The organism is Sorangium sp. So ce204 (assembly GCF_051526795.1).
In the GTDB taxonomy this organism is placed as follows: Bacteria; Myxococcota_A; Polyangia; order Polyangiales; family Polyangiaceae; genus Sorangium; species Sorangium cellulosum_B.
This window is the reverse complement of sequence record NZ_CP150317.1, coordinates 7762168-7788167: the sequence shown is the minus strand read 5'-3', so window position 1 is coordinate 7788167 and position 26000 is coordinate 7762168. Positions and strand designations below refer to the sequence as shown.

The 26000-nt window shown below is 70.1% G+C and carries 20 protein-coding genes; 14 read left to right on the top strand and 6 right to left on the bottom strand.

Features of this window, described 5'->3' with window-relative positions; all coding sequences use genetic code 11:
• Positions 1 to 208 precede the first annotated feature (208 nt).
• From WMF22_RS28960 to WMF22_RS28940, 5 genes are all read left to right on the top strand, one after another.
• Positions 209 to 610: a DUF4398 domain-containing protein gene (locus tag WMF22_RS28960; RefSeq protein WP_437293248.1), complete on the top strand. Its 402-nt coding sequence runs from the start codon at positions 209 to 211 to the stop codon at positions 608 to 610.
• Between the two features lie 17 nt (positions 611 to 627).
• Positions 628 to 1599: an OmpA family protein gene (locus tag WMF22_RS28955; protein ID WP_438031871.1), complete on the top strand. Its 972-nt coding sequence runs from the start codon at positions 628 to 630 to the stop codon at positions 1597 to 1599.
• A gap of 54 nt (positions 1600 to 1653) precedes the next feature.
• Positions 1654 to 2496: a CPBP family glutamic-type intramembrane protease gene (locus tag WMF22_RS28950; protein WP_437293246.1), complete on the top strand. Its 843-nt coding sequence runs from the start codon at positions 1654 to 1656 to the stop codon at positions 2494 to 2496.
• A gap of 157 nt (positions 2497 to 2653) precedes the next feature.
• Positions 2654 to 3988: a B12-binding domain-containing radical SAM protein gene (locus WMF22_RS28945; RefSeq protein ID WP_438031870.1), complete on the top strand. Its 1335-nt coding sequence runs from the start codon at positions 2654 to 2656 to the stop codon at positions 3986 to 3988.
• Complete coding sequence (locus tag WMF22_RS28940) at positions 3975 to 4697, top strand: hypothetical protein (protein WP_438031869.1); 723 nt, start codon at positions 3975 to 3977, stop codon at positions 4695 to 4697. The genes WMF22_RS28945 and WMF22_RS28940 overlap by 14 nt, the downstream gene beginning before the upstream one ends.
• 53 nt (positions 4698 to 4750) lie before the next feature.
• Here the strand turns inward: WMF22_RS28940 and WMF22_RS28935 are convergent, their stop codons facing one another.
• Positions 4751 to 5512: an SDR family oxidoreductase gene (locus WMF22_RS28935; protein WP_437293243.1), complete on the bottom strand. Its 762-nt coding sequence runs from the start codon at positions 5510 to 5512 to the stop codon at positions 4751 to 4753.
• A 309-nt stretch (positions 5513 to 5821) separates the two neighbouring features.
• Between WMF22_RS28935 and WMF22_RS28930 the strand changes: the two genes are divergently transcribed.
• Positions 5822 to 6019 carry a hypothetical protein gene (locus tag WMF22_RS28930; RefSeq protein ID WP_437293242.1) on the top strand — a complete coding sequence of 66 codons (198 nt, stop codon included), beginning with the start codon at positions 5822 to 5824 and terminating at the stop codon, positions 6017 to 6019.
• A gap of 58 nt (positions 6020 to 6077) precedes the next feature.
• On the opposite strand, the gene WMF22_RS28925 is transcribed toward WMF22_RS28930, so the two are convergent.
• Entirely contained in the window at positions 6078 to 7334 is a 1257-nt protein-coding gene (locus WMF22_RS28925; protein WP_437293241.1) for an SLC13 family permease, read from the bottom strand.
• Between the two features lie 54 nt (positions 7335 to 7388).
• Here WMF22_RS28925 and WMF22_RS28920 point away from each other — a divergent pair, with 54 nt between their 5' ends.
• Together WMF22_RS28920 and holA are read left to right on the top strand one after the other, a co-directional pair.
• Entirely contained in the window at positions 7389 to 7940 is a 552-nt protein-coding gene (locus tag WMF22_RS28920) for a hypothetical protein (RefSeq protein WP_438031868.1), read from the top strand.
• Positions 7941 to 8044: 104 nt separating this feature from the next.
• The gene (gene holA / locus WMF22_RS28915; protein WP_437293239.1) at positions 8045 to 9130 is read left to right on the top strand and encodes a DNA polymerase III subunit delta; all 1086 of its coding nucleotides are present in this window, start codon (positions 8045 to 8047) and stop codon (positions 9128 to 9130) included.
• A gap of 42 nt (positions 9131 to 9172) precedes the next feature.
• Here the strand turns inward: holA and WMF22_RS28910 are convergent, their stop codons facing one another.
• Both WMF22_RS28910 and WMF22_RS28905 read right to left on the bottom strand, forming a co-directional pair.
• On the bottom strand, positions 9173 to 10156 hold the full coding sequence (locus WMF22_RS28910) for a hypothetical protein (protein WP_438031867.1): 984 nt from the start codon (positions 10154 to 10156) through the stop codon (positions 9173 to 9175).
• A 1-nt stretch (position 10157) separates the two neighbouring features.
• A complete protein-coding gene (locus WMF22_RS28905) occupies positions 10158 to 12062 on the bottom strand; it encodes a MutS-related protein (RefSeq protein WP_438031866.1) in 1905 nt (634 codons plus the stop codon).
• 121 nt (positions 12063 to 12183) lie between these two features.
• On the opposite strand from WMF22_RS28905, the gene WMF22_RS28900 reads away from it, so the two are divergent.
• Together WMF22_RS28900 and WMF22_RS28895 are read left to right on the top strand one after the other, a co-directional pair.
• The gene (locus WMF22_RS28900; RefSeq protein WP_437293236.1) at positions 12184 to 13575 is read left to right on the top strand and encodes a cytochrome P450; all 1392 of its coding nucleotides are present in this window, start codon (positions 12184 to 12186) and stop codon (positions 13573 to 13575) included.
• 78 nt (positions 13576 to 13653) lie between these two features.
• Positions 13654 to 15060, top strand: coding sequence for an alkaline phosphatase D family protein (locus WMF22_RS28895; RefSeq protein WP_438031865.1), 1407 nt, complete (start codon positions 13654 to 13656; stop codon positions 15058 to 15060).
• 72 nt (positions 15061 to 15132) lie between these two features.
• Here WMF22_RS28895 and WMF22_RS28890 read toward each other — a convergent pair whose 3' ends face one another.
• Complete coding sequence (locus WMF22_RS28890) at positions 15133 to 17478, bottom strand: GMC family oxidoreductase N-terminal domain-containing protein (RefSeq protein ID WP_437293234.1); 2346 nt, start codon at positions 17476 to 17478, stop codon at positions 15133 to 15135.
• A gap of 912 nt (positions 17479 to 18390) precedes the next feature.
• On the opposite strand from WMF22_RS28890, the gene WMF22_RS28885 reads away from it, so the two are divergent.
• The 3 genes from WMF22_RS28885 (at position 18391) to WMF22_RS28875 (ending at position 22829) form a co-directional block, all read left to right on the top strand.
• Entirely contained in the window at positions 18391 to 20223 is a 1833-nt protein-coding gene (locus WMF22_RS28885; RefSeq protein ID WP_438031864.1) for a hypothetical protein, read from the top strand.
• 466 nt (positions 20224 to 20689) lie between these two features.
• On the top strand, positions 20690 to 21175 hold the full coding sequence (locus tag WMF22_RS28880; RefSeq protein WP_437293232.1) for a sugar dehydrogenase complex small subunit: 486 nt from the start codon (positions 20690 to 20692) through the stop codon (positions 21173 to 21175).
• A gap of 40 nt (positions 21176 to 21215) precedes the next feature.
• On the top strand, positions 21216 to 22829 hold the full coding sequence (locus tag WMF22_RS28875) for a GMC family oxidoreductase (protein WP_438031863.1): 1614 nt from the start codon (positions 21216 to 21218) through the stop codon (positions 22827 to 22829).
• Positions 22830 to 23084: 255 nt separating this feature from the next.
• Here WMF22_RS28875 and WMF22_RS28870 read toward each other — a convergent pair whose 3' ends face one another.
• Complete coding sequence (locus WMF22_RS28870; protein WP_438031862.1) at positions 23085 to 23768, bottom strand: HAD family hydrolase; 684 nt, start codon at positions 23766 to 23768, stop codon at positions 23085 to 23087.
• A 1196-nt stretch (positions 23769 to 24964) separates the two neighbouring features.
• On the opposite strand from WMF22_RS28870, the gene WMF22_RS28865 reads away from it, so the two are divergent.
• Positions 24965 to 25759, top strand: coding sequence for a hypothetical protein (locus WMF22_RS28865; protein WP_437293229.1), 795 nt, complete (start codon positions 24965 to 24967; stop codon positions 25757 to 25759).
• Positions 25760 to 26000: the final 241 nt, after the last annotated feature.

The window sequence follows — 26000 nt, the reverse complement described above, 5'->3', positions numbered from 1 at the left end:
CGCGAAGGGCGCGAAGACGCAAAAATTCACGGCAATTGTTCTTTCTTTTGCGCCTCTGCGTCTTTGCGCCTTTGCGTTGAACTCTCTCCCTCTCCTCTCCCTCTCCCGCTCCGCTTGCGAGGCAGATCCCGCGCTACGGCTGTGATCGCCTGCGAGGCCGTGGGGTTTCCTGATTTCTCGGAGACCTCGGGTGTTGTACAACGGCCGGGTGAACCGAAGCTCGAACAACAAGCCACCCCTACGCCGCCTCGCGAGCCCGGCCGCGGTGCTCGCTGCAGTGCTCGGTCTTGCGCTCGCCGCGTGCGGCGGCGCCGTGCCTCCGCCGAACGACCAGCTCGCCTCGTCCCAGGCCGCCATCCGCGCGGCCGACGAGATGGGCGCCGGGTCCGACCCGCAGGCCACCCTCCACCTGAAGCTCGCGCGCGAGCAGCTCGAGAAGGCCAAGCAGCAGATGCAGGCCGAGGACAACGAGTCTGCCACGCGCCTCCTCCAGCGCGCCGAGGCCGACGCCGAGCTCGCGCTGGCGCTCGCGAAGGCGCGCTCCACGCAGGCCGAGGCGCAGGAGGCGCTGAAGCAGGTCGAGAAAATGAAGCAGGCGGGGGTCAAGTGAAGCGCGAGGTGATGGTGATGGCTTCCCTGGTGAAGAACCCGTCCTGGCCTGCCCGGTCTCTCGCCCTGTGCGCCGCGCTCTACGCCGCGTCGGGGTGCGGCGCGGCGGTCCCGCCGAAGGAGCTCGTCGACGCCCGCGCGAGCTACAGGCGCGCGGCGGAAGGCGCCGCCTCGCGCCTCGCGCCCGCCCAGCTCGACACGGCGAAGCAGGCGCTCTCCCGCGCCGAGGGGGCGTTCGGCGAGGACGCCGAGGCCCCGCAGACGCGCGATCTCGCGTACATCGCCGACCGCAAGGCCCAGGAGGCCGAGGCGGCGGCGGCGCTGCTGCAGGCGCAGCGCGACAAGGCCGCGGCCGAGGACGCCTTCAAGGACCTCTCGCAGCAGCAGCTCGCCAGCGCGAGGGAGGCGCTGCACAGCGGCCAGCAGCAGATCGAGCGGGAGCGGCACGCGCGCGCCCAGGCCGAGACCGCGCAGCAGCAGGCCGAGAGCGCGCGGCTCCAGGCCGAGAGCGCGCGCACCGCGGCCGAGAAGGCCCGCCAGGAGGCCGAGGCGGCGCGGCGGGAGGCCGAGCGCGTCGCGAACGCGGCGCTCGCGAGCCTCAAGGAGATCGCCGCGGTGAAGGAGGAGAAGCGCGGCGTGGTCATCACGCTCTCCGGCGCGGTGCTCTTCGCCTCGGGCAAGTCCGAGCTCCTGCCGATCGCCAAGGAGAAGCTCAGCCAGGTCGCGGCCACGCTGAAGGACCAGGGGTCGCCGCCCATCAGGATCGAGGGGCACACCGACTCGACCGGCTCCGCCCAGGCGAACCGCAAGCTCTCGCTGGAGCGCGCCGACGCCGTGAAGGCCCACCTCATCACGGCGGGCCTGCCCGGGGACAAGATCGCGACCGTCGGCCACGGGCCGGACCGCCCCGTGGCGGACAACTCGAGCACCGAGGGCCGGGCCAACAACCGGCGCGTCGAGATCATCGTCAATCCCACCACCCAGCAGTAGAAGCGCCTGCCCCACGGGTTGTGCCGGGGGCGCCGGCGGTGATAAGCACGGCGCGTGATCGGACGCTTTTTCCGCCGGATCTGGCAGGAGTACGTCATCGACCTGCGCGACCGGCTCGACGCCGAGGCGGCGCACCACCGGGCCACAACGCCCGCGGGGGAGGTCACCCGCCAGGTGGCGTGCGTGTTCCTCACCGTCATCGGGGTGCTCATCTTCGTCCGGTTCGCTGGCAACGAGCACGACACGCGCTGGATGGTCGATGGTCTGCGCGCCGTGGGCCTCGACGGCGCCGCGGCGAGGCTCCACGACGCGCTGAACACGTCGCCGGATCGCCGCTTTCACCAGCGGATCGTCTGGGCGGCCGGCCGCCTCGTCGGTTATCTGATACCGACCCTCGTCGTCGCGAAGCTCGTGCTGCGGGCGCCGATCCGGAGCTTCGGCCTGCGCGTCCGCGGGACGGCGCGGCACCTGCCCGTCTACGGCTTCCTGTTCGCCGTCATGGCGCCGTTCCTCTACGCCGCGTCGCTCTCGCCGGCCTTCCAGGCGAAGTATCCCTATTACAAGCTCGCGCCGGGCGAGGGCCCGTGGCCCTGGCTCTGGGCGTGGGAGGCGCTCTATGCCGCGCAGTTCGTGGCTCTCGAGTTCTTCTACCGCGGCTTCTTCCTCCACGGGATCCGCCGCGCGCTCGGCTACTCGTCGATCTTCGCCATGATGGTGCCTTACGCGATGATCCATTTCGGCAAGCCGCTGCCCGAGGCGCTCGGCTCGGTGCTCGCCGGGTTCGTCCTCGGCACGGTGAGCCTGAAGAGCGGCTCCATCTGGGGCGGCTGCGCCATCCACATCGTCGTCGCGACGTCGATGGACCTGCTCTCCCTGTGGCATCAAGGGCGTCTATGACGGCGCGCGGCCGCCGCCTCGCCGCGTAGAGCAGGCGTCTCGCGGCTGGCCGCGCTGCGCGCTCCTCGCACGAACTCCATTTCCCGCCGGGAGGGACCGCGATATGCCTCCTGCGACGACGATGGGGCGAAGGTCGCGACGCGCGCTTCTTCTCGCGATGAGCGGCGTCCGGGTCAAGGACGAGGAGCTCGCGCGCCTGGGGCTGACGCTGCCGGGCTTCGTCGAGCGCAGCGAGGTCATCGCGTCGCTGCCGAGCCTGGGCCTGCTCACGATCGCCGCGCACACGCCCGAGGGCTGGGAGGTGGAGTACCGCGAGCTCGACGCCATCGCCGACGCGGACGTCGCGCGCATCGTGGACGGCCGGTACGATGTCGTCGCCATCTCGTCGCTCGCGGCGCGCGCGCTCGACGCCTACGCGCTCGCCGACCGGCTGCGCGCCGAGGGCGTCACCGTGGTCCTCGGCGGCCTGCACGCCTCCGCGCTCCCCGACGAGGCGGCGCAGCACGCCGATTCGGTCGTCCAGGGCGAGGGGGAGCTGCTCTGGCCGGCGCTGCTCCACGAGCTCGGCGAGGGCCGGCTGCGCCCGCTGTACAGCGCCCGGAGCGGCGCGTGGCCCGCGTTTCAGATAGAGGGCGCGCGGGTGCCGCGTTATGACCTGCTCGACGTCGCTCGGTACAACCGGTTCACGCTCCAGACCACGCGCGGCTGCCCGCTCGCCTGCACCTTCTGCGCCGCCTCGCGGCTCATCAGCCCCTACAAGCGCAAACCCATCCCGCTCATCCGCCGCGAGCTCGACGCCATCATCGAGGCGTGGCCGCGGCCGTTCCTCGAGCTCGCCGACGACAACACGTTCGTGCAGAAGCCCTGGGCGCGGGAGCTCGCGCGGCTCTTCGTCGAGTACAACGCGCGGCGAGCGCGCCCGATCGCGTGGTTCACCGAGACGGACATCTCGGTCGCCGACGATCCGGAGCTGCTCGATCTGCTCGCCGAGTCCAACTGCGCCGAGCTGCTCATCGGCCTCGAGTCGGTCAACCCGACCGCGCTCCGGGCCGCGGAGCCGCGGGGGTTCAAGGCCGCGGAGCGGGCCCGCTACGTCGACTCGGTCGGCCGCATCCAGGAGCGTGGGATCCCCGTGAACGGCTGCTTCGTGCTCGGCTTCGACGAGGACGATGACGGCGTCTTCGAGCGCACGCTCGCGTTCGCCCGGGAGTGCGATCTCGCCGAGGTGCAGATCACGGTGCTCACGCCGTTCCCGGGCACCGCGCTCCACCGCGCGCTCGAGGCGCAGGGGCGGCTGCTCCGCCCCGTGTTCTGGGACGCGTGCACGCTGTTCGACGTGACCTTCAGGCCAGCGCGCATGAGCGTGGAGGAGCTCGAGCGAGGGTTCCGCTGGCTGATGGGCGAGCTCTACAGTCCGGGGGAGACCGCGCGCCGGCGCAGCCGGTTTCGCCGCGCCACACGCGCCCGCAGGGGACGGCATGCGCGATCCTGATCGACCGTCGTTCGCCCGCGCCGCGGGGCGGCTGCTCACCTTCCGGCTCTCGCGCGACGACCTCGCGCGCCTCGACGGGCGGCACCTCGCGCTCGGCCTGGCCTGCACCTGGCTTGTCGGCGTCGGGCGGTTCTGGGACGATCCGGTCGCCAGCGCCTGGCGCAAGACGGGCCTTGGCTCGGTCGTCTATGCCATCCTCCTGAGCGCGTTTCTCTGGATCGTCGTGGCGCCGCTCCGGCGCCCGGACGAGCCGCGGCTCTCGTACGCGAAGCTCCTGACCGTCATCACGATGACGGCGCCCCCGGCGGCGCTCTATGCGATCCCGGTCGAGCGCTTCACCTCCATGCCCGTGGCCATCCAGCTCAACCTCGGGTTCCTCTCGGTCGTCGCAGGCTGGCGCGTCGCGCTGCTCGTCCACACGCTCCGGCGTGGCGTGGGGTTGCGCTGGCCCGCGGTGATCACCGCGACGCTCCTGCCCCTCGCGCTGATCGTGGCGGGGCTCACGTATTTCAACCTGGCCACCGGCGTGATCGAGATCATGGGAGGGCTGCGCGATCGCGCCAAGAGCCCGGACGACGGCGTCAACGGCGTGCTCCTCGCGCTCGCGCTGCTCTCGCACCTCGCGGTGGGTCCGCTCCTTGTCGTCTACGGGGTGCTCGTCGTGAAGGCGCGGTGGTGGCGCGGCGGAGCGGTTCGCCGGAATCGCTGACCCGATCCACGGGGCAGGGGACGCGCGGGTCCTGCGCTCCCTCCCTGGGGCCGTCAGGCCAGGGTCCTGCCGCCGTTCACGGACAGCTTCTGGCCCGTGATGAACTCGGCGGCGTCGGACGCGAGGAAGGCGACGGCCTCGGCGATGTCGTCCGGCGTGCCCATGCGCCGGAGCGGGTTGCTCGCCCGGTAGGCCTCGATGGCCTCGGCGCTCGCGCCCTCCTGGAGGTGGCGCTCGACGACGACCCAGCCGGGGGACACCTGGTTGACGGTGATCCCGTGCGGGCCGAGCTCCATCGCCCAGGAGCGCGTGAGGCCGAGCTGCGCGCCCTTCGCCGAGACGTAGCTGGAGAACTCGGGGACGCCCTGCTCGAAGACCTCGGACCCGACGTTGATGATCCGCCCCGACCGGCGCTCCTTCATCCCCGGGACCACCGCCTTCGCGAGGAGGAGCGGGCTCTTCACGAAGAACTCGAGCTGGTCGAGGCAGTGCTTCCAGGTCAGGTCCTCCAGCTTGACGAACGGCTGCGGGCCCGTCGCGTTGAGCACGAGCACCTCGACGGGGCCGAGTCGGGCCTGCACCTCGCCCACGAGGCGGGCGACGTCCTGCTCGTCGCGCACGTCGGCCCGGAACGCCTCGGCCTCGCCGCCGCCCTTGCGGATGTCCTCGACCACGCGCGCCGCCTGCTCGCCGCTGCCGAAGTAGTTGACCGCCACCCGCGCGCCCGAGGCCGCGAGCTTGCGGGCGATGGCCGCCCCGAGGCCGCGGGAAGCGCCGGTGACCAGGGCGACTCGTTTGGATAGTTGGTGCGCCATTCAGGCTTCTCCAGGAGATGGGTGACCGCGGTTCGCTCGCCGCTGCGAAGGAGATCGGCCGCACAGGCGCGCCTCCAGGGGCCTCCCTGCCGCGCGGGCGCGGACCGCTCGCCGCGCGGGCAGAGAAGCAGAGAAGACGAGGACCGACAGCGGGTCGAGGTCGGCCACCCCCAGCTGTAGACGAGCACGATCCAGCAATACAAGATTTTTCCGCGCTTGGACTTGATAAGGGGTCTTTCCGGCAGCATAATTGAAGTTTTTCAATTCAATCGCTGCTGGGCCCACCGGGGATGGTGTACGCTGGGCCACATGAACAAGCGTGCGATCCGGCAAGCCTTGCGGCTCCTGGTGATGCTCGCCATGGGGCCTGTGTTCTGTGCGGCGGTCGGGATCACGGTGATCCACGCGTGGCTCGACGTGCGGCGCAGGCCGCCGGGGCGGCGTCCTTTCGCGCGCGCCGGGGTGCGGTATCGCCGCCTGCGCCTGCGCGAGCAGGCGCCGCTGTGATCGGCGCGGCGCCTGCTCCGCGTGGCGGCGGGGCGGGGTCGCGCCGCGCCGGCGCGGCTCAGCGTACGAGGAGGAGCCAGGCCAGCGCCGCGGCGGTCGAGGCGAGCGTCACGGGGACACCCACCCTGGCGTAAGCGCGGAAGCCGATCTCGCGCTCGGCGCCCACCGTCTCCACCACGATGATGTTGGCCACCGAGCCCAGCAGCGTGAGGTTGCCCGCGAGCGTGGACACCAGCGCCGTCGTGATCCACGCGAGGTGCGGATCGGGCTGGCTGCGGATGTACGAGTCCGCCAGGAGGATGAAGGGGACGTTCGAGACGATCTGGCACCCGGCGAGCATCGCGATGCTCAGCCCGAGCAGGCCCATCGTCGGCCCGGCGGGGAGGAAGGGGCTGGCCGCGCGCAGCGCCTGCTCGGGCATGCCGGTCTTCTGGAGGCCCGCCACGACGATGAAGAGGGCCCCGAAGAAGACGAGCACGGTCCACGACACCCGCTCGAACAGGGCGTTCGCGTCGCGCCGGTGGAGCAGGATGACCGCGGTCGCGCCGCCGATCGCCGTCCACGCGAGGTTCGCGCCGAGCACGAACATCACGGACACGACCACGATGCAGGCGAGCGGCGCCAGGGCGCTCGGCCGGGCGCCTCCCGCCGGCAGGGGCGCGGGCGCGGGCTCGGGCGCGGGCGCGGGCGTCCGCACCGAGATGCGGCGCCGGAGCAGCAGGTGCAGCGTCACGGCCGTGACGGCGAGCCCGATCAGCGCGGCGGGGCCCGCCTCGAGCAGGTACGTGCGGTACGAGATGCCGGAGAGGTGGCCCACGAGCATGTTCTGCGGGTTGCCGGCGAGCGTGAGCGCGCTGCCGGCGTTGGCGCCCATCGCGAGCGCGAGGAGGTACGGCGCCCGCTCGAGCCCCGCGCGCCGGGCGGTCCGGTCGACGAGCGGCGCCAGCATCACGCAGACCGAGTCGTTCAGCAGCACCGCGGAGGCGAGCCCGGAGCCCACCGTGACGAGGTAGAGCAGGCGGACCGGCGACAGGTCCCGCTGCGCGACCCACGCGGCGGCGCGCTCGAACACCCCCGCGGCGTCGAGCGACGCCGCGAGCAGCATCATGCCGAGCAGGAGGCCGATGGTGTTCGGCTCGATCGCGGCGAACGCTTCATGCGGGTCCAGGCCGGCGCCCGGCTGGATCGCGCTCAGGAAGACCATGGCGCACGCGCCCGCGAGCGCGCCGGCCGGGCGCCCGATGGGCAGGATCGACAGGCGCCGCGCCGCGATGAGCATGTACGTCACGGCGAATACGAGCAGGACGGACAACACGGCGCGGATCTAGAGTGGTCGGGGGGGATCCTGTCAAACTGGGAATGCCAAGGCATGGGCAGGCATCTCTCGACCCCCACCGCGATCCTTCTCGGCAGCGCCATGATCGCCGCCGCGGTCTACCTCGGCCTTCGTCACGGCCCAGCAGGCGTCCCCGCGGACCCGCGCCCCGCCGGGGAAGCGCCGTCGCCGCCTGCCGATGCGGTGTCCTCCGCCGGGCCGGCGGCTCGGGCGCCTGGAGCGGGCGCGTCGGCGCGGGCGGCTGGACCGGACGCGCCGGCGCGCCACGTCCAGCCGCCCGCGCCGAGCGCGGCGCGCGACGAGGTCGCGACGCAGGCCGCGCGGGCGCTCGAGGCGCACCGGCCCGCCCTGATCGAGCGCTGTTACAAGCCGGCGGTCGCGGCGCAGCCGGCGCCGCGCGGGGTGAAGTTCGTCTTCAACCTCACGTTCGACGCGCAGGGCCGGCAGCTCGCGCGCGGCATCATCGAGGACCGCGAGGCGTCGCGCCCCGAGGTCACGGCCTGCCTGGTCGACGCGCTCCCGCCGGTCGCCGTCGCGCCGCCAGGGGCGAACGTGCGCGTCGATGTCCCGTTCTCACTGCCGTGATCGAGCGGAGGGCCGGGCGCGCGGGCCGGGCGCGCGGGCTCGCCGGCGCCGGGCGTGAGCGCGGCGCCCTTGACGCACCCGCCTGAACGCCCGATGCCGGAGCGGTGACGCCCGACCAAGCCTTGAAGGAAGCGGCCACCGGAGCCCTCCGCCCCGTCTACCTCGTGCTGGGGGAGGAGCGCTGGCTGGTCGATCGCGTGGTGACCGCGATCCGGGAAGCGGCGGCCAAGGGGGGCATCGCCGGCTTCAACGAGGACAAGTTCACCGCGGGCGACGCGCCTGTCGAGTCGATCCTCGGCGCCGCCCGCATGCTCCCGATGATGGGCCCGCGCCGCTTCGTGCTCGTCCGCGGCGTCGATCGCTGGGAGAAGAAGGACGAGGGCGACGACGGCGAGGGGGACGACGACCGCGGCGCGAGCGGCGCGAGCGGCGCGAGCGGCAAACGGGGCGTGTCGAAGCAGCTGAGCCCGCTCGACGCGCTCGCGGAGTACGCCAAGGCGCCGTCGCCGAGCGCGGTCCTCGTGCTCGTCGCAACGAAGCTCCACGGCCAGCGCCGCCTCGTCACCGCCGCCAAGAAGGGCGATTTCCTCGTCGGGTGCGAGCCGCTGAACCGCCGCGCCTTGCCCGGCTTCATCGCGACCGTCGCCCGCGAGAAGGGCAACCCGATCGCGCCCGACGTGGCCGATCAGCTCGCCGAGCTCGCCGGGCCCGAGCTCGGCTACGTGGTCGACGCGCTCGAGCGGCTCTCGCTGTACGTCGGGCCGAAGCAGCCGATCACCGAGGACGCGATCGCCCAGGTGGTCATCCGCGTCCGGCAGAGCACCGTCTGGGAGCTGATCGACGCGCTCGGGAAGCGGCGCCTCGACCGCGCGCTCGCGGCGCTCGCCGACGCCTACGATCCGCGCGACGGCGGGCTGCGGCTGCTCGGGGCGGTCTCGTGGTCGGTGCGGCAGATGGTGAAGTTCGAGTCGGCGCTCGCCGGGGGCGCGAGCCAGGCCGAGGCCGCCCAGCGCGCGGGCGTGGCCCCGTTCAAGGCGAACGACGTGGCGCAGTCGGTCCGCCAGCTCCCGAAGGGCGCGCTCGCCGGCTGGATGCGCGTGCTCGCAGAGACGGATCTCGCGCTGAAGAGCAGCCGCCGCCCGGCGCAGGCGGTGCTGGAGGCGATGCTGATGGAGATGTGCGCGCGCTGAGCTGAGCTCGGTGACCGCCTCGCAATCCAGGGCTCGAAGCCTTCACTCCTCGACGCTGCGCCGCACTGCGAAGGCGAGGCCGCAGCCCTCGATCTGCTCGCGATGGAGCACGCCCGTCGGCGAGAGGCCTTGCTGGTCGACCCGCCGGCCCAGGCGCAAGAGGACCTTCTTCGCCGCGAGATCCACGAGCGAGACGCGCGCCGAGCTCGCGGACGTCGCGCTCTCGACCGGGCTGTCGGCCACGACGATCAGCACCTCCGCGCCGGCCGCCTTCTTCGCCAGCTCCATCGGGGAGTGGTCCAGCTCCTTGCGGTGCCTCTTCACGGCCGCGACGTCGCGGGCCGCGCGCACCGAGCCCTCGAACGCGGGGCCGAGCACCGCGAGGCCGAGCCGCGCCTCGGAGAGCCGGCGGACGTTCGCTGTCTCCTCGTCGACCTTGGTCCCGCCGAAATACACGCCTCGCACCTTCGTGAGCAGATCGCGCTCCTCGGACGAGGGCGGAGGTTTCAGGAGGCACAGGAGGAACGCATCCTTGTCGGAGCCGCGCGCGGCGTCGTCGATGCCGCGCGCGTCGCGCAGCTCGGCGCGAGGAGCGCGCACGTACACCGCGGGCCGGCGGAGCAGGGCGTCGAGCGCCCCTGGGGCGCGGAGCGAAGGGTCGACGACATCGGCCGGGTCCCCCTCGCTCGCGGCCTCGCCGATCCAGCGATCCGTCGCCTCGACGAAGCCCTCGTGGCCCGCCGGGAACTCCGCGCGGCGCTCGTCGAGCGCGGCCAGCAGGGCGCGCCGCTCGGCCTCGACGGCGCGGCGATCCTGGACGTACATCGCGATCGCGAGGAGCACGACGGCCGCCGCCGTCAGCAGCGTGAGCAGCCGCGCGCGCCCGAGCCGCTTGTCGCTCGCGAACGTGCCCTTGATCCCGGCGCGAGCCGCGTGATGGCGCGCGCGCGCCCGGTGGCTGGCGGCCCGCTCCACGCGCGCGCGGAGGGCGGGGTTCATCCGCTCCGTCGTGAGGAACGTCGCCACGTCAGCTCTCCCGACCCACGGCGGAGGGACCCGCGAACGCGGAGTCCCGACCCACGGCGGAGGGACCCGCGAACGCGGAGTCCCGACCCACGGCGGAGGGACCCGCGAACGCGGAGTCCCGACCCACGGCGGAGGGACCAGCGAACGCGGAGTCCCGACCCACGACGGACAGCGCCCGGGAGGCGAGCTGATTGCGATCGATGTTGCGATCGATGAGGCCCTCGAGCTCGCCGCGGGTCACGCCGAGCCGCGCCGCGGCCTGGGCCGCGAGCGAGGTCGCGGCCACGCCGTCGACGAACTGGTACGTGGGCTTCTGCGCCGCGTCGAGCTCGACCTGGACGAACCGGAGGTTCCTTATCGCCTTCTCCCGCTCGAGCCGCGCCGCGAACGTCAGGAAATGCGTGGTGATGAACGCCTGCGGGCGGAGCTTCTCGAGCAGCGTGACGACGAGCTCGAAGATCTCCTCCCCCTCGGACGGGTTCGTCCCCGAGCAGAGCTCGTCGAGGATCACCATCGCTCCCGGGCCGAGCTCCTCGAAGAGCGCCCGGATCCGGAGCAGCTCCATGCCGAGCCGCCCCTCGCTCTGATCGAACTTCGTCTCCTGGATGAGCGACACGACGAGCCCCGGGACGCGGGCCACGCTCGCCCTGCGCGCCGGCACGAACATGCCCGCCTGCGCGAGGAGCTGCGTCAGCGCCACCGACTGGAGCAAACGCGTCTTTCCGCCCGAGTTCGGCCCCGTGACAAGGAGCGTCGTGTCGGCCCGATCGGTCACGACGTCGCACGGCACCGCCTTCCCTCCGCCGGCGACGAGGAGCGGATTGAAGAGGCCGAGGAGCACGCGCTCGCCCTCCGCGGCGGACCGGAGCTCCGGCAGGCAGACCTCGAGCCCCGCCGCTTCGGCGAGATCCCGGAAGCCGAGCGCTCCCAGGTAGACCTCCATCTCTCCGACGAGCGGCACCAGCTTGACGACCTGATCCTCGACGCCCTCGAACACCGCGTCGACGAGCCTCGCCATGACCTCTCCGTCGCCGAAGCTGTACCCGCGGAAGAACATCTCGAGCTTCGCGAGCCAGCGCCGCACAGGCGACAGCACGAACGGGTTCTCCTGCCGCTCCCGGACGGTCACGACGTCGAAGCCCCGGATGCGGCCGTCGGCGCCGACGCGGATGTCCAGGCGGAGCGTCGCGAGGTGCTCGTCGTAATCGAGGAGATCGGCCATCGATCGATATCCCTCGGTCGCCTGCACCGCCTGGCCGAAATCGCGCAGCCGGGAGAGGCCCGATCGCGCGCCCTCGAACGACCCGCTCATCAGGTCGAAGACCTCTTTGACGATCGCGAGCACGTCGAGCTGCCGCCGCGTCGGATCGAACTTCTTCCCTGCCACCGCGCCCTCGAGCGCGCCCCGCATCCGGCACGAGGCCGTGTAGAGCCGCTCGAGCTGCGTGCGAAACGTGGGTGAGCCCGAGAGCTCGTGGAGGACCCCCCTCCGGAGCTCGGTCACGCGCGTGTCGCTCGGGGGCCGGGAGAGGACGCGGAGGATGAAGCCTCGGTTGACGACGGCCTCGTGCCCCCCGACGCGGACGCGGAAGCACCGGGCCACGAGCTCCTCCAGGAACAGGTCCGGCGCGAAGCTCTTCGGATCCCACGTGGAGGGCGCGATGGGCGCCCGATCGAGCGCCTGGCTGAAGAGCCCGCCGGAGACGCCGCTGGTGAACGCGAACGAGAGGGACTGTCGCAGCTCGTCGAGATCGGTCCGCGCGGGCGGGTCCACGAAGAGCAGGCTGGGGATCTTGTCCGTGGACGGGAGGGCGGGCGCGTGGGGCACGTCGGGCGCGTAGGGCTTACCGGGCTCGGGCGGGCGGGCAATGCTCTCGGTGGGGACCTGCGCGCGGATCGGGTGCATGAGCAGACGACCCGCGCCCGCGGGAAAAGTTCCCCGTCTCCCGCGAAAACCCGCGCCTCCCCCGGTGCCGCCGTGGGACCGCCTCCGCGACCGCGCTGATGTACCCTCGGGCGAGCCGCCCATGACGACCGCAGCCCCCTCGCCGCCCGCTCGCCCCGCTTCCGAGATCCCTGTCGCTCCCTCGATCCCGCTGCTCGGCAGCCTGCCGTGGATGGCGGTCGACGCCGCGGGCTTCCTGGAGCGCGTCGCCATCGAGAAGGGGCCGATCGCCCGGATCCCGTTCGGGGCCGCGGGCATGGTGATGCTCACCCACCCGGACGACGCCCGCTACGTGCTCCACGAAGCGGCCAGGAAGTACCTGCGCGGCGACAAGTCGAGGGAGACCGTACAGCCCGTCTTCGGCAACGGCCTGGCGATCAGCGATCCTCCGTTCTGGCTGCGGCAGCGGCGCATCATGCAGCCGAGCTTCTCTCGCGCGCGGATCGCCAGGATGACGGCCGCGATGAACGCGGTGGCCGAGCGCCACCTCGCGCGCCTCACCGATGGCCAGGAGCTCCACGCCCACGATCTCATGCTCGGCATCACGCGCGACGTCATCGTGGAGACGATGTTCTCGCAGCAGCTCCCGTCGGACATCGCCGCGCTCGACGGCGCGCTCGCGGAGATCGACCGCTACATCAAGATCCGGATGCTGCTCCCGTTCCGGGTGCCGCTGTCCTGGCCGCTGCCCTTCAACGTGCGCATCCGGGAGGCGACAGCGGCGTTCGACCGGGTGGTGTACGGCATCATCGACCGGCGCGAGCAGGGCGGAGAGCGGCCGGGGGACCTGCTCGACGCGCTCCTCGACGCGCGCGACGAGGAGACCGGCGAGCGCATGTCGCGGAAGGAGCTGCGCGACGAGGTGCTGCACATCTTCTTCGCCGGGCACGAGACCACGGCGAACACGCTGACGTGGGCGACTGTCCTGTTCACCTTGCACCCGCGCGAATGGGAGCGGGTGCGGGGCGAGGTGGACAGCGTGCTCGGAGGCCGCGCGCCCGAGGCGGAGGACGTGCCCAGGCTGACGCGGACGGCCATGGTCCTGCGCGAGACGCTGCGGCTCTACCCGCCGGCCTGGATGATCGTCCGCGAGGCGACGGAGGACGACGAGATCCGCGGTTATGCCATCCCGCGCGGCACGTCGGTCCTGATCTCCCCCTTCGCGATGCATCGCCACCCGTCGCTCTGGCCCGAGCCGCGCCGCTTCGATCCGGAGCGCTTCGCGGGCGATCCGGCGACGACGGGCGCCGGCAAGAACTGGGCATACATGCCGTTCGGGGGCGGGCCGCACGTATGCATTGGCAACCACTTCGGGCTGACGGAGATGGCGATCGTGCTGGCGCGGCTCGCGCAGCGGGGGAGGCTCGTCGCGCTGCGGCCAGAGGAAGCGCGACCGCGCGGCACGACCGCGCTCGGGCCGTCGGGTCGGGTGCCGGCGCGATTCGAGGCGCGGAGGCCCACGGGCGCATGCTGACCGGCTCAAGGTGGAACAAGAAAAATGACCTTCAAAAGCGCAGTCATTGGACACACGACGCAGACAACCAGCAGGATCTTGGCCATCTTCGAGAGGCCCAAGGCAAAAGCACAACTGGCATACCAGGATGACAATGGCATTCGCACGCTCGACGTACCAATCCACAGCGCACCTCCCTACGGGCTCGCCACGTTCGAGCTGAGCGAGCTGAGCGGAGAAAGGATCCGTTACGGCATCGTCGAGCACGATACAGGAGAGCCGCTCCCGACGCCCGCGGACAGCCTGAGTGTCAACGGCTCCGCCTTCCGCACCGTGCCGGACGGGCCGATGCGAATCGGCCTCGTGAGCTGCAACAACATCGACGATCACGCGTTTCCCAAGGAAAGGCGGACGGCGATGTGGCGAGCGCTCAAGGCCCTCGTGGACGAAGGCAAGGTGGACCTCCTGGTTCACGCCGGAGATCAGATCTACGGCGACGGCGACCCAACGGGCTGGTCGCCCTCGGAGGGACGAGCCGCCGCGTACCGCAGGCACTACGTGCAAACGTGGTCGCACCCCGACGTGGCGGCCGTCCTCGGCAGCTGCCCGAGCGTCATGATGTGGGACGACCACGAGATCTACGATGGGTGGGGGTCGAACCCCGAGGACGGCACCCCTCCGACCGTGGAGCGCTACAGGGCCGCGGAGCAGGCATTCAAAGAGTTTCAGATGCCTCTGAATCCGAACCGCCTGAGCAAGTCAGGGTTCGGTTGGCTCGCGCAGCACGGCGACATCGCGATTCTCGCGGTCGATGGGCGGTCGCAGCGCTCATGGAAGAGCGGGACGATACTCGGCAAGCAACAGCTCGACGACCTCGAGACCCAGCTCGGTCAGCTCGCAGGGCTTCATCTCAGGCATCTTTTCGTCGTCGTCGGCGTGCCCGTCGTCACCGTGCGACTCGCCCTCGCCGAAACGGTCGCGAGCGCGTTTCACTTGGAGATAATCGACGACGTTCGGGATGGCTGGGTAGCCTCCAACAACCAGAACGAATGCAGGCGCTTCCTGATGTCCCTCATGAATTTCGCCGGCTTCAGTCCCAACACCCAGGTGACCCTCCTGGGCGGCGACATCCACGTGGGTACCCTCGCGCAAATCGACACGGCGCTCGGATTCGGACAGCCACGCTCTCAACCGCACATCTTCCAGGTGACTGCATCCGGCATGTCGACCGCCCCTCCCCGGGGACTGGAAGCCACGTTCTACTCCGCGCTGATGAACGGCAAATCCATGAACCTGGTCAACAAAGACATTACCGGATTCCTTCACAGGATCGCTGGCTCTGATCACAGGTATTGCGTCATTCAGCGCAATTTTGCCATCATCGATCCGACCGATGGCGGGGCAGGTTGGGATAGAAACAACAACCTGACGGTGCGCTTTCACGCGGAGAGGAACAGCGGCGCCATCGGCGTCCTCGAACAAGTCCTCCAGAGAACCCACAGGTGAGCGCCGGATCGGCTCTTTAGACGATGAAGAGGGGCTTGCCGAGCGCGCCGTACGGCGGTCCGGACAGTGCTCTCAATCGTCGGCGTCGCCTTCACCCGGGATCTGGTGCTTGATGTACGTGTCCCAGAGATCGCCGAAGAAGAACGCGCCGAGGCGCGACACCGCTGCCGCGCGGCCGCTGAGGGTGGGCACGTTGCGCGCCCTGAGGGTGGCGAGCTGCCGCAGGAAATCCGCGAAATGGACGTGCAGGATGCCCTGCGCCACGGGTCTGCCCTCGACGCTGGATCCCTCTCGGATCGTCGTGAACAGCGTCGTCGTGTCGGGCCAGACGTCGAAGCCGGGATGGTCGTGGATCGTCTTGAACCCGTCGAGGAGGTAGCGCTCGCCGTCCTCGCCCGTGAACTCCAGGCGGTAGATCATCCGCTTCGTGCGGGCTTCCGGATCCTCGATGAACAGGTTGAAGCGCCCTCGCTCCACGAGCGCGCGCGAGCCGAAGCCCGCGCCGTCCACGTAGCCCTCGCACGTCACCTCGTGCTCGCGCGACTCGATGAACTTGTGGAGATCGTCGATCACGATGGTCAGCCGGAACTCGAAGGCTCTCCCTTCGCTCTTCGCCAGCGCCTCGGCCGCCCCGTATTCCTCGGGCGTGCTCGCGGTCGTGACGGACCGCGTCAGGTGCCCGCGCATCTTCTCCGTGAACTCGACGCCGGGCGCGGGCTCGGCGAAGGCGGGGACCTGGAGCGAGACGGTGGTCGGTACCTCGATCCGCCCTGTAGCGCGGCCGTGGATCGCGTCGGCGACGCGCTCGGCGAACGCGGAGATCGTGAGGAAGGGGTTCACGCCCAGGCTCGTGGGGATGATGGCGCCATCGGCGACGAAGAGGCCTGCGTGCGTGTCGCCGCTCTCGCGGAACGCCTGGCCTGCGTGCGTGACGGCGCCTAGCTCCGCGGTCTCCCCCATCGGGCAGCCCCCCAGCGGGTGCACGGTGATCGGGTTCTTACCGAGCGCCTTGCTCCAGCGAGGGTTTGCGACGTACGTCCCGCCGTGCGTCTTCGTGAGCTCGTACATCGCGCTGGAGATAAGCTTGAAGACGTCCCGGTGGCCGACTGCGCCCCAGATGACGCGAGGGTTGCCCTCGGAGTCGAGCGTGACGCGCCCGTCCGCTCCGTCGTGCCCGATCCCGAGGTGGACGAGCGAGTGGTTCAGCGCGCCGCTCCGCGTCGCCGAGAAGGTGTCGGCCACGACGCGCTTCAGCTCACCGGCCTCGTCGAGCCAGCCGCTGTCGGTGTCTCGGCCGGAGAGCGCGGAGATGCTCGCTATCTTCCGCGCTGCGTCCACGAACGCGGATGGAATCGCGCCCTCCATCACGATGAAGTCGGCCGCGCCTGTGCCCCCTGGGCGGCGGAAGTCGACGAGGCGCATGATCGTGGGGCCGACGTCCGCGTGGCCTTGCTGGCGGCCGAAGCCGAGCGAGTCCTTCGGTGGACCGTCGGTATTGTAGGCGCAGCCGAACTGGTCGGCGTTCGAGCTGAAGTGGTGACCGATACGCCCGGAGAGGTCCAGCCCGCGCTCGCGGGAGCGGAGGAGGACGCCGGTCGAGCCCAGCGACCCGGCGCCGAGGACCACCGTCCGCGCGAAGACGATGCGATCCAGGGGCGGCGAGGACGGGTCCGCGCGGTGGCTCAAGAAGACGTAGTAGCCGTTCTTCGCCGGCGCCTCGACGAGGAAGCGGACCTCCGTCTGCGTGAAGATCCGCGCCCCCGCGGCGCGCGCCATCGGGAGGTAATTCATCATCAGCGTGTTCTTCGCGCCGACATTGCACCCCGAGACGCAGTCCCCGCACTTCGTGCACATGCGGCGGTGGACGCTGTGCGCGTCGAGACCCTCGTGCGTGGAGTTGATCGCGAGGTTGGGGACGAGGACCGGCCTGCCGAGCTTCTGGCCCGACAGGGCGTGGGCGTCGGCCTTCGCGGTCGAGAACGCGGCGGGCGCGATGCCGAGCGTCTTTTCGGCCTTCTCGTACCAGGTCCAGAGCTTGCCGCTCCGGGCCTCGGCCTGGATCGCAGACGGGAAGCGAGCGCTCGCGAACACCTCGACCAGCGGCCGTATGGCCACGTTGGCGTTGATGAGGGACGTGCCGCCGAGGCCGTTCCCCGAGAACACGTCGAGGTCGTGGCCGAATTGGTAGTCATAGAGCCCCAGCGGGTTCGCCGAGGTCCGCAGCTCGAGCGCCGCCTGCGCCGGGTCCTCGGGGAACGTGCCGACAGGGAACTCCTTTCCCCGCTCGACGATGCACACCGAGTGTCCGTGCGCGGCGAGGCGCGCCGCGACGATCGCTCCCCCGTAGCCGGACCCCACGACGACCACCCCGTAGCGATCCTGCAGGTCCAAAATGGACGAAGAGAGACGAGGCCACATCACACACCTCCCGCCCGCCGGTGCCGGAGTCCATTCCCACAGCACGGCGCGTGCACCCGACCCGACTCTACAGCGGTGCGGGCCCCCGCGTATACGCCGATGATCGAGGAAGGGCGGGAGAGGCAGCCAGGGGGTGGGGCGCGGCACCACGCCTCCGCCGCCGCGGGGCCCGGCCGCGAACCGCCCGACTACGCCCCCTCTGCCCACGAGCAGCATCGCCTGTCCGAGGGGGCCGATTCCAAAGGCCGAGCCGCCGCACTTGTCGTGGGAAGGAACGAGTACCGCGCGTCGCGCCCAATCGAGAACGACGTCCGCTTGCCGAACGAGACGCCCAGCGAGAACGGCCAACTATCATGACACCCCCGCGGCGTGCAGCGCGATGTGGCGCATGTCCTTGAGCCCTTCCTTGCACTGGCGCTTCGGCGCGTACATGCGGTCCGCGTGCGTCCACGTGGCGAGATGTCCGCCAGTGCACGGTCGCACCCCGGCCAGTGCACGGTCGCACCCCTAAGGACGACGACGGGCGGTGTGCTTCCGTGCTAGCGTTGCAAGGCGTGGGTGCCTTCCTCAGAGGAGACGTGACTGCGGTCGCGGAGCACGCCACGCGGAAGAGGGCCCGCGATGGATGAGCCCTTATTGGAGGGAGACGGCGATGATGCGGCATCGAAATGACATTCCAGGCGCGCCCGCGCGCGGGCTCCTCGGTGGTCCAGAGCATGAGCATGACCCGATCGGGGTTCGCCCTGCTCTCGAGGCCAGGCTGCGTCGCGCGCCGTGTATCCGGCGAGGGTCGCGGTTGGCTGTCGCCCGTAAGCCCGTCACGTTGAGAGGGGACACGCGGCATCCTCCCTGTCCTCGCGACGGGCATCGCTGAGCGGTATCGCCGTGCTAAGCGCCTTCCAGTACGCGCTCATGGCCCTCGTGCAGGTCACGCTCGGCGTCGCCCTGGTGTACAAATGGAAGTTCGATTATCCCGAGCAACCCTTCGGTGAGTTCGCTCAGAGCGCTCCCACCCTGGTCAGCGGCATGCTCGGTGTGCCCCTGCTGTTCGGAGCCGTGTACCTCTGGATGCGCTATGGTAGCCAGGAGGTGTGGCCCAAGTTACGAGAGCTGTTTGTTGTCCTTGCTCAGAGTATCCGAGCCGTCGTCGCTTCATGCGTGATCTTGGCAGCCGTCACTCTCTGGTTGGTGGTGCGGCTCGCCACCAGTGGTCCCATCGAGATCAAGCTCAACTCGGGCCTGAGCGCGCGCGCGTACATCGATTGCTCGGACACCAGCGCCCCAGCGACGACGTGCGCGCCAGCGCGCGAGGTGAAGGAACGCGTCGTCCTGCGAGTCGGCCGGGGCGGGATCGACACTGTATGGGACATGGGCGAAGAGAAGATCTTCCGGCGCATCACGGAATCTACGCTGATCGAGCCCAACGTGAGCATCGCCGCGCCGAGCGGCTCGACCAAGCTGGCCATCCTGCTCTGGCAGCTCCAGAGCAAAGCGCGGTCGAGCAATTTCGGGGAGCTGGTCAAAACGGTGGCCAACGATCTGGGCACCATAGCGCGAGACTCGGACTCGGTCGTCGAGTGTATTGAGATTAATCATACATACTCCGATGCTGCCTTGACGGTCTGGAGGAAAGCTCACCCCGAATTGAGCGTTGTGTCCGTCTCTGGGACCTTTGATGACGGGCTGATCAACATCGACATAAATTCCGAAAAGTCGTCGTTCCGCATCCGGCTTAACAACCCGCCTGACGGACGCGAGCTGGGCAGCTCCAGCCAGGCCGACGTGCAGGCCGAGCCCGGGCGGAACAGCGGGTCGGAGCAGGGCGGTGACGAGGAAGCGCAAGGATCGCTCATCGGTCTGTTCCTGGATATCTCACTTCGTAACAAGACCTCGTTGAACTTCGCTCTCGGAAGTCATGGTGGTCCGGTCGCGAAGTCCCCTGAGGAGATCGGGGCCAAGATCGGCACGCGCGTCGCCCTGGAGCGCCTCGCCTCGGGCGAAGTCAAGGAGGCGCTCGCGTGGCTCGATGGCGCGACACGGTGGCAGCCGGCCAGCGACATGCGAACGTACGATGAAGATCTTCGCGACGCGCTTCGCATCATCGCGGTCAGCCGTCTGGCGAACCCTGCGCGATCCTCGATATCTCCTTGGTCGGATCTGCTCGCTGCTTACCGTAAGGACCGGCGTCGACCGGTGCTTGTCGGAAAGGCGGCGGAGGAGAGCCTCGCCGTTCTCGTTCGGGCAGCCTCCGTCATCGCATGGAGTCGTGTTACCGCGCGCGTCCAGCCATTGTTGATTCAAGCTCTTGAAGGGAACCCTTCGGTGAGTCCACGTGATATAGCGCCTGCCTTCCGAAGGGCCCTCAGAGAGGAGCTTGGGGCGAGCGAGCCGCAGGCTGTGGAGTACATGATCGATAATTACCATTTGGTAATTGCCGACAATGTTCGAAACATCTCCGCGTATTTCGAAGCACAGGATGATAAGGAGCGGTACGCGAGGCATATGGACAATTTGAAGCACGTCGCGGCCGATCTGGCGGAGGACGTTCGTGAAGGTGGTATGTTTCGGTGTGGAGAGGCGTTTTCGGTTGGCGGCACGAGAACCTCGCCAGTCGTGATCTACCCTCGAGACGTTATTGTTCGTGTGCTGGACAATGTCATCGCTTGCCCCGTGTCAATGTGCGGATATCCCGAGTGGGTGGGAGAGCTGGCGAGAGCGATGAGAGGCATGCCGGGATGCAACTGAGCGGTGAGCGCGATCTTGCGTCGGGGCGCCGCCCATGTGGAGCCCTCACGTGGCGATCTGCAAGCGGATCTGCGCTCCGTGCGCATCGGAGGTCCGTTACGGCGGACCCGAGGCCGCGCAGGGGGGCGGCCTGCGCCACGGCGGCCAGCGCACGTGCAACCTGACCGGCACGGCGCGGGGCCCGGCAGCGGCGAGATGAGGCCCGCGACGTGTCGAGCAGCTCCCCGTCGAGCAGCCGTCCCCGGTGGGGCGAGCTGAGGCGACCACGACGGACGGGCAGCGGTCGAGCAGAGACGGTCAAGCAGAGGATGGCTGAGAGCGAACCTCGTGGGCCAGGGGAGATCGTGATTGACGCCGGGCACCTCGTCCCTCATGCCACCATGGCCTGCGCCACGAGCCTCCTCGTGTCAACAGCAGCATCCAGCAGCTCAATCCGGGGCGGATCCCCCAGAGAAGCATCCTCCGCATGGGCCGGCGCCGTTTCGCCCTCTTCATCTTCGCGCTCCTCGCCGCCGCCGCCGGCCTTGCAAGGCACGTGGTCCGCGGCCGGGCCGCCGCGCCGCTCGACCGGTTCCTCGCCTTGTCCACGGTGCTCACCGGGGTTGGCGACCTCGCCCGGGACCACGCGCAGATCTACCTCGACTGCCTGCTCGCACGTCCGGAGCAGGCCGCGGCGCTCGAGGACCTCTATACCAGGGTGGGGCTCGCCGGCGACGCTCCGGCGTGCCCCCTCGATGACCTGACGGCGCGGGGCGTCTTCGCCGACGCGCGCCTGCGGGCGCTCGCGGACGAGATCCTCCTGTTCTGGTACACGGGCCAGTACCACGCGGCCGGCGGGCGCGCGCTGGCGACCTACGTGGGCTCGCTCGCGTGGAGATCGCTCGCTTACACCAGCGCACCGGGCACCTGCGGCGGGGCGATGGGGTCCTGGGGAGAGCCGCCCGCGGGGTGAGGCGGCGGGGCGCGCTGCCGCCGCCCGGATGGAGCTCGGTATGGGGGACAGGCTGCAAGCGGATGTGGTCATCGTGGGCGCGGGCATCGCGGGGACGCTGGCCGGCTACCGGCTCGCGAAGGCGGGCGCCAGGGTGCTTGTGCTGGAGTCGGGGCCGCGGGTCGACCGCGACAGGGCCGCCAGCGCCTACCGGAGCGCCGTGGTCAAGACGCTGGAGGCCCCTTTCCCGCGCTCCATGGCCGCGCCTGCGCCCAGCGAGGGCGCTCCCCGCGGGTACTACGTGCAGGAGGGCCCGGACCTCTTCAAGAGCACGTACCTCCGCGTCGTCGGCGGGACGACCTGGCACTGGCTCGGGACCGCGCTCCGCTTCCTGCCCGACGATCTCCGGATGAAGACCCTTTATGGAGTCGGCGTCGACTGGCCCATCGGGTACGACGTGCTCGAACCCTGGTACGTCGAGAGCGAGATCGAGATGGGCGTGGCTGGCGATGACAGCCTCGGCTCGCCGCGCAGCGCGCCTTACCCCATGGCGCCCATCCCCCACAGCTACTCGGATCTGCGCATCGCCGACAGGATCTCGGCCCTCGGCTATCCGGTGACCGCGACGGCACAGGCGCGCAACAGCGCCGCGTACGGCGGCCGGCCCGCGTGCTGCGGCAGAAAATCCTGCATCCCCATCTGCCCGATCACGGCCCGTTATGACGCCTCGGTGCACGTGAAGAAGGCCGCGCTGGCCGGCGTGCGGATCGTGGAAGAGGCCATCGCCACGGCCGTCGGCATCGGCCCTGACGGGCGCGTGTCGCGTGTCCTGTTCAAGCGCCCGGACGGCACCGATCACGAGGCCTCGGGCAAGGTCTATATCGTGGCGGCGCACGGGATCGAGACGCCCAAGCTGCTCCTGATGTCCCGGACCGACGCGCTGCCGGACGGGGTCGCGAACAGGAGCGGCCAGGTCGGGCGCAACCTCATGGATCACCCCATCCAGCTGAGCTGGGCGCTCGCCGGGGAAGCGCTCGGGCAGCCCCGCGGACCGCTCTCGACGGGGGGTATCGACGCCACGCGGAACAGCGCCTCTCGGGGGGTGCACGCCGCGTTCCGCGTGGAGCTCGGCAACAGCGGGTGGCAGTGGCCGATCGGCGGGCCCGAGGTCGCCGCGGCCGATCTCGTGCGCAAGGGGCTACGTGGCCAGCAGCTCGCTGCCGAGCTCGCGTGGCATTGCACCCGGCAGCTCTGCGTGTCCAGCTTGATGGAGCAGCTCCCCGATCCCGACAACCGCGTCACGCCTGCCTTCGATCAGCGCGACGCGCTCGGGTTGCCGCGGCCGCGCCTTCATTACCGGATCGACCCCTATACCCGCGACGGCATGACGGCCGCGCGCGCGATCCACGACCGGATCTTCGACGCGCTCGGGGCCACGTTCCGCGAGCACCGGCTCGAGCACGAGGGCGCCGGGCACATCATGGGCACCTACCGGATGGGCGATGACCCGAACACCTCGGTGGTCGACCGGAATCTGCGCGCGCACGACCACGACAACCTCTACCTGCTTGGCAGCGGCGTTTTCCCCACCGGCGGCGCCGTGAACCCCACGCTCACCATCGCCGCTCTCGCGCTGCGCGCCGCGCATTCCATCGCGACCGCGCTCGGGCGCTGACCCCGGGCGTCGCGAGGAACATTGCCGGCGCTGGATGCAACATGTCGTACAGAGTTGTCTCCGCCCCGATGCGCCGCTCCCTCACCCTGGGCATGCTCGGCCGTTCGGTATCCCGGGGGGTAGGTCATCTTGGAATTTTCGCGGACTTGTGGTCTGAGATCAAACGGCCGGTTATGCGCGCTTCATGTCGCAGAGGCACCCTGTCGTATCGGCGCCGCAGCGGTCAGCCGGCCGCTCGTCGAGAGATCTCGGATCTCAACCGAGCAGCGCCTCGAGCGCGCCCCTCGCCCGGAGGTCGGTGAAGCTGTGGGTCGGGGCGCATGCGGCGAGCTCTGCGAGGGCGTAGGTGCCGGTGGCCACGGCGATCGACTCGGCGCCGATCGCCCGGGCCGCCGCGATGTCCTTCGGGGTGTCGCCGATGACGACGACGCGGCACGCATCGAGCGGCGCCTCGAGCATCGCCGCCCCGCGCGCCGCGCCGATGCGCAGGAGCTCGTCGCGGCGCTCGTGGTCGCAGCCGAAGCCGCCGAACGCGAACCGCTCGTAGATGCCGACCCGGGTGAGCTTCGCCTGCGCCCCGGCGCGGACGTTCCCCGTGCCGAGGCCGATGGCGCACTTCGCGCGCCGGGCGGCGGCGTCGAGCGCCTCGATGACGCCGACGTGGACCCGGGTGTCGCCGGCGAGCGACATCTCCTGCGCGAGGATCTCGACGTAGATCGCGAGGAGCGCGTCGATGGCGTCCTCCGTGGCCTCGCGCCCGACCGTCTCGAGCCCTGTCCGGATGATGGCCCGGTCGGTCATGCCGGCAAACGAGAACGCCTCGCACGCGTCGCGCCGGTCGGCGTACCGGGCGAACGCGTGCTCCATGGCGCGCCGGCCTGCGCCGCCGGTGGAGAGCAGGGTGCCGTCGATGTCCCAGAGGAGCACGGTGGGGCGCATGTCCCCATGGTATAGACCGGCGCTGCCCCAGGGCGAGCGCGGAAGGGCGGCGGGCGCGACGGCCTCGTCGCGGCCTCGACAGGCGGCTGGGCCGGGGACCGGGCGTCCAGCCAGCGGAGCGCCGGTCCGCCCGATCGCGGCGCGGCTGTGACGTCGGCGCGGGGCTTCCAGCGGCTGGTTGGGGGCCGCTGCGTCGGCCGCCCCGCGCCAGCTTGTCCAGGCCGGGAATTTCTGGAGCGTCGGCTCACCCGGGTTGAGGAGCCGCCCCGCCAGCTCACCCAGGTTGAAGAGCCGCCAGCTCCCCCGCCAGCTCACCCAGGTTGAGGCGGAGGCACTAGCTCAGGTCGAGGCGCCAGCTGAGGCGCCAGCGCACCCAGGTTGAGGAGCGGCGTCGCGTCGGCTGACCCAGGTTGAGGATTTTTGGAGCCTCAGCTCATCAAGTGCGAGAAATTTGTCTCGATCGATGCAATGCAATGTTCTCGTGCTGGTGTCCAGCCTACACATTGAGTGGTTCGAACGCAGCTGTTCGGTGATCTCGATCGTCAGCTGGCCCAGGTTGAGAACACAGTCAGAATTTTTTGAGCGAAATCTCACATGATGTGAGAATTTTTGTTCGATAACAGCAATGCGTGTTGCTGGTCCTGGCGCGTTCTTGTCGTGTCGTTCGTCCTCACATCTTCTGTTGGTGTCGAGCGTTTCGAGCGCAACCGTGCGGTGATCTCTGGTAAGAAAGGCGCTGGAAATCGAGAGAGCGCGTTGCCCGAGCTCCCGTGTCCAGCCTCGACCCTGAGCCCGAGGCGCACCGCGCCTGCGACGCCCTCGCGAACTCTGCAGGGCGACCTCGCCGCGCGGAGGACCCCCGGAACACAAGATCATGCGATGCCCGCCGCTCAGCCCGATCACCGCGCTCCTGCTGCTGCTCACCTGCGCAGCGCCGGCGACGGCAGCGCCGCTCCCGCGGCGGCCGCCGCCGACCGGGCCTGACGGTTACAAGCGTCGGTTCAACGAGAACTGCGAGGGGGCATTGGCTTCGCTGTACGTGTCAACTGGGCACTTGCAGCGACGGCCGGCGAATGGGCCTGAGCCGAAGGAGGAGAGATTCGCTGCAATCCAGCCGCGAGGGAGCAGGGGCCTCACCCGAGCAGAACTGGCGGCGCAGCCGTCTCTTACAAACACATCGGAGGGTGGAGGAAATCATGCGCGACATCATGTGGCTGGCTTTGATCACCGTCCTGGGCCTTTCCGGGACTGCGTGTGGCCCGGACGAGTACCGGCCCCTTGCGGAGAACGAGGCGGTCGTCTTCCGGGTCTACGGATACAACGAGCCGATCGTCCGCGATGGCGCCGAGTACCTGGGCGAAGCGGAGGCCTTCGTCCGGAAGGTGGACGCCAGCAGCGCGTTCGGCGTCCGAGACCCCGGGGACGGGGAGTACCTCCCCGACAGGTTCATCGTGAGCAACGGCTCGGAGGAGGCGGAGCTCGCCTGCTACTGGTGGCATGACAGCAATCCGGACGACGACCTCATCGCCGCCAGGTGCCGCGGTTATCTCAAGCACGCCGAGCCGGGCCGCGCGATCCGCGCCCGGTTCAACGATCTCGACGGCTGGGAGATCGTGATGCCCGAGCTCTCGGAGCTCACGTCTCCCGAGCCGGAGAGCGTGTTCAGCCTCGGCTCCGGCGAGGATCTCGTGCTGGCGTGGGAGCCGCTGGGCAAGGACGACATGATGAGGTGGTCCATCGGACCTGTCAGCTTCGATGAGCCGGGTCCCTGTCTGGATGACGTATCCTGGGTCGACTCGTCGGGGGACCTGGACGACACCGGCTCGTTCACCGTTCCCGAAGGCTCGTACCCCACGGGGCTCCCCGCCGAAGGGTGTCAGGCCTTCGTGCGCTTGAGCCGCGGTCGGGACGGGACCATCGATCCTGCCGCCCCGGAGGGCGTGATGTTCGGCATGCAGGTCTACAAGATGCGGATGACGCTGAAGCCGTAGCTCCGTCCGGCAGGCGCGCGCGCAGGTCGGGCCCGCCAGATCTTCGCTGGCCTTTCGCTGGCGCAGCGAAGGGAAGAGCTCCTTACTATCCAGCGGCCTGCTCGGCGGAGAGCGCCGGCGCTCGCCTCCTGCTTCCGCCGATGTCATCATGGCGCTCATGCCCCCCGCGCCGGCGATCCAGCGAGAAGACCTTGTGGGCGGGGGCCGAGCGATCTTTTGCTGCCGGCAGCCCTCACCGGTG

Excerpts from the sequence above, each read along its gene's own strand:
- WMF22_RS28905 (WP_438031866.1), bottom strand. The coding sequence starts at position 12,062 with ATGCACCCGATCCGCGCGCAGGTCCCCACCGAGAGCATTGCCCGCCCG.
- WMF22_RS28920 (WP_438031868.1), top strand. The coding sequence starts at position 7,389 with ATGGGCAGGCATCTCTCGACCCCCACCGCGATCCTTCTCGGCAGCGCC.
- WMF22_RS28935 (WP_437293243.1), bottom strand. The coding sequence starts at position 5,512 with ATGGCGCACCAACTATCCAAACGAGTCGCCCTGGTCACCGGCGCTTCC.
- WMF22_RS28880 (WP_437293232.1), top strand. The coding sequence starts at position 20,690 with ATGGGCCGGCGCCGTTTCGCCCTCTTCATCTTCGCGCTCCTCGCCGCC.
- WMF22_RS28940 (WP_438031869.1), top strand. The coding sequence starts at position 3,975 with ATGCGCGATCCTGATCGACCGTCGTTCGCCCGCGCCGCGGGGCGGCTG.
- WMF22_RS28890 (WP_437293234.1), bottom strand. The coding sequence starts at position 17,478 with ATGTGGCCTCGTCTCTCTTCGTCCATTTTGGACCTGCAGGATCGCTAC.
- WMF22_RS28900 (WP_437293236.1), top strand. The coding sequence starts at position 12,184 with ATGACGACCGCAGCCCCCTCGCCGCCCGCTCGCCCCGCTTCCGAGATC.
- WMF22_RS28885 (WP_438031864.1), top strand. The coding sequence starts at position 18,391 with ATGGCCCTCGTGCAGGTCACGCTCGGCGTCGCCCTGGTGTACAAATGG.
- WMF22_RS28870 (WP_438031862.1), bottom strand. The coding sequence starts at position 23,768 with ATGCGCCCCACCGTGCTCCTCTGGGACATCGACGGCACCCTGCTCTCC.
- WMF22_RS28865 (WP_437293229.1), top strand. The coding sequence starts at position 24,965 with ATGCGCGACATCATGTGGCTGGCTTTGATCACCGTCCTGGGCCTTTCC.
- WMF22_RS28955 (WP_438031871.1), top strand. The coding sequence starts at position 628 with ATGGCTTCCCTGGTGAAGAACCCGTCCTGGCCTGCCCGGTCTCTCGCC.
- WMF22_RS28930 (WP_437293242.1), top strand. The coding sequence starts at position 5,822 with ATGAACAAGCGTGCGATCCGGCAAGCCTTGCGGCTCCTGGTGATGCTC.
- WMF22_RS28945 (WP_438031870.1), top strand. The coding sequence starts at position 2,654 with ATGAGCGGCGTCCGGGTCAAGGACGAGGAGCTCGCGCGCCTGGGGCTG.
- WMF22_RS28875 (WP_438031863.1), top strand. The coding sequence starts at position 21,216 with ATGGGGGACAGGCTGCAAGCGGATGTGGTCATCGTGGGCGCGGGCATC.